Source organism: Marivita sp. (assembly GCF_020055675.1).
Taxonomy (GTDB): domain Bacteria; phylum Pseudomonadota; class Alphaproteobacteria; order Rhodobacterales; family Rhodobacteraceae; genus Marivita.
Genome location: NZ_JAIPUS010000074.1, coordinates 1 through 2,887, shown reverse-complemented (window position 1 = coordinate 2,887; position 2,887 = coordinate 1). Strand labels below are relative to the sequence as shown.

At 58.1% G+C, this 2,887-nt stretch carries 3 protein-coding genes; all 3 read right to left on the bottom strand.

Annotated features, from left to right (window positions below; genetic code table 11):
• Positions 1-443: 443 nt before the first annotated feature.
• Positions 444-599, bottom strand: a complete 156-nt coding sequence (locus LCF59_RS17640) for a hypothetical protein (protein ID WP_292288931.1) — start codon at positions 597-599, stop codon at positions 444-446.
• Positions 600-771: 172 nt separating this feature from the next.
• The gene (locus LCF59_RS17635; protein WP_292288930.1) at positions 772-2,070 is read right to left on the bottom strand and encodes a type II toxin-antitoxin system HipA family toxin; all 1,299 of its coding nucleotides are present in this window, start codon (positions 2,068-2,070) and stop codon (positions 772-774) included.
• Complete coding sequence (locus LCF59_RS17630; RefSeq protein WP_292288929.1) at positions 2,071-2,292, bottom strand: helix-turn-helix domain-containing protein; 222 nt, start codon at positions 2,290-2,292, stop codon at positions 2,071-2,073.
• Positions 2,293-2,887: the final 595 nt, after the last annotated feature.

Below are 2,887 nucleotides of genomic sequence, written 5' to 3'. Positions count from 1 at the left end.
GGGCGAGCGGATATCCGAAAGCGAACGGCTCCACACTGGCAGCCGCCTGTCAGCGGCTGGCGCCCGAAATCTCTCTCCCCCACGCTTCGAGTGGTCATGTGTTGTCCTCCTCTTGCGATAAATGCCCCGCGGACCAGACCGTCACGCTATAGGGCGACCGGATCCGAAAGTGAAATCATCGTCTGGCAGCATCGATATCGCCAGTAACACTGTCGCACATGCCTTGGGCTGGCTGGGGTGCGCACAGGATTCGATGAGCAGGCTTCGCAGCACATGACAGCAGGTAGATTAAGTCGCGCGCCCTGGGCGCTCTCAGCGGCTCTGGCGGAGTGGCGTCGGGTCGAATTCGGCCCCGAGGATCCAGCCTTCGACCTGCCCAGCGGCGGCGACAGCGGGCGGCAATAAGAACCGTCGAACCATTCCTGACGCCGCGACCCCGAAAGTTACTGCGAATACCGATCCTGCATCAAATGGGTGAAGTCATTGGCCAGCACATGCTTGCGAACTTTCGAGGGATAGCAATTGCCCATGCCAGCAGAATCTATGTGATAGGTTTGTTGTGCCTCTTCGTTGCTGAGAAGGTAATAGGTCGGGCTCATGGTTTTCAGATTGAGCTCCACGAATAGTAAGAAATCCGCATCACCCTCCAGCCCTTTGTAGTAAATGATGCAACCGCCGGAGACCTTATTCGGCGGTTGTTTCCTTTTTAGGCGAATAGGTCCTTCGCTCGCGTAGATCTTCCCCCTTGCCAGGCCCAATCGCCGCGACGGCCTAAAGGCGATTGATGATGACGAGGTCCCGTTCCGGAACGTCGACATCACAACCTATCGCCGGGCCCAGCCAGCGGGCTTGCTCGGCGATTGCGTCGCCGAGGCGTTTCATCCCTGGCCCCCGCATTTCGGGAACTCGCGCGACCAAGGCCGATACGATTTCACAAAGACGGCTCTTCAGTTTCGGCGTCATGCGCCGATATCCCAGATCCCGGAGAAAGCGCGCGATGTCCTCGGTCGTGATGTCGTCGGTCATCTCGGCGGCACCGATCTTGAAAGACATCTGATGCGTGACCTGGTCATCGAGCAGGACCGGAACGATGTCGTAGAACGGCGCGAGCTGCGGGCGTCCGCCATGATACAGCAAGCCGTGGTTCTTAGCGTGGTTGTCTGTATTGCCCAGCAACAGATTGACCAAAGCCCCTTCAAGGAAGGCCTGCCGGGTCTGGCCCGGACTGTCACAAGACAGGATAAGCTCGGCAACGCGCCGGGCGGAAAAGGCGCGCTCGTCCACGCCGTTTCGTTCGTATTTCAGGGTTGGCCCCAAACCCAAGGCCTGGCAGAAATCCTCCTGGTGAATGCGGCGCACCTGCGCGCCCTCGACCTGGCGATCGAACCGCTCGATCAATAGCCCCCTCACATCTTCGAATTCACGGATAGACGTGTCCGCGACGGGATGGGTGAGCACGTCTTGCGCAATCTGCATCGATACATTTTCGTGATCCACGAGCCGCATTTCGGCGGCCCGGGGCACTTTCAGGATATGCGTTGTCGGCACGTTCAATCCCGAACGCGGAAATCCGAAGCGTCCGTCAGGAAGCATGGCGATAGCGACCTTCCCCTGCACCCCCGCCAAAGGTGATGGATCGCCTGTGCCGTCCGGCACGCGTCGACGATCCCGCAAGGAGATCATCAGGTCTCTTAGCGCGTCGTCGTCGAGCGGGTCATAATCCGTGTCCAAGTTGCCTGGCTGTTTGGCCGGTCCTTCGCCACGAGGAACGACCGAAATCGCTCCCGGACAGTCCCGTCCGAGGTGATACAACAGCCCAACTGTATCCGAGTGGTCCAGCCCATGGCGTTGCATGATCTGGTCCCGCTGCGCGTTCTCAAACAGAAGATTGTCAAAGAACCCGCGCGTCTCGTTATCGCCAAAGGGCTTCTCCCCGACAGGCAGCGACGTCGATATCGGATGCGGCAAGTCATCCCGCAGGTATCTGAAGGAGATGTCACCGTGGTCATCGCGGGCCAGTCGCCCGAGTGGCATCGGCTGGGCTTCGAGGAAAACATCGAGTTCCAGCATTCAAGTCTCCACGCTGAGCCGCAGCCCAAGGTCCCGGCACAGGTCGAGGACGATGCTGATCTGCGCAGTGGCCTTGCCGTTCTCGATCGCGCTGATGGTCGCGACCGATACGCCTGCCTGCATCGCAAGGTCTCCTTGGGTCATCGACAGGGTCTTTCGCCGTTCCCGGATCGCTGCGCCCAGATCGCTGGCAGCGCGGATGGCGCGTGTTATCTTAGACATGTCGATTTCCACGATCGTTGAAGTTTCGCTGAATATGGGCTTAGTCGCGCATTTTGTCAACGATCGTTGAAACTTTTCTTCCAAGACCCGGAAATCTACAAAATTTTGACGATCATTGAAATCGCCATGTCGTCGGCTCGCGGACCTGACAAGGTCAGGCCGCCTGCGTCCGCGGGCGGCGCAGTTCAAACCCCATTCCCATCAAATGAGCGTCGACTTCGGCCCGGAGTTCTTCGCTTGGACCTGTCGAAGATAATTTCGAGAGTGCGCTCACTGAATCCCCCCGTGAAACCGCCACATAGTGTGTGGTCAGGGGTTAGGTTGGCCAAAATCTGGCCAACCTAAAGAATTATTGCATCATTTACTGTAAAGGGCTGGGCGTCACGGCCAGCCGTTCACTGTAGAGTGGGCGCAACGAGAACATAGCGTCCACATCTCGAAAACACATCTGTGCCGTCCGCAATATCTTGTGGGCCGCACAAGTTTAATGGACAGCAATTTTGGAAAAATGCCTGTTTTCCCAATTCTTTTTTCGCAATTGGGCTTGGAGCGCGGTGCGCCATACTCCTCGATGATCTCGCGCTTGCTGCGGAGC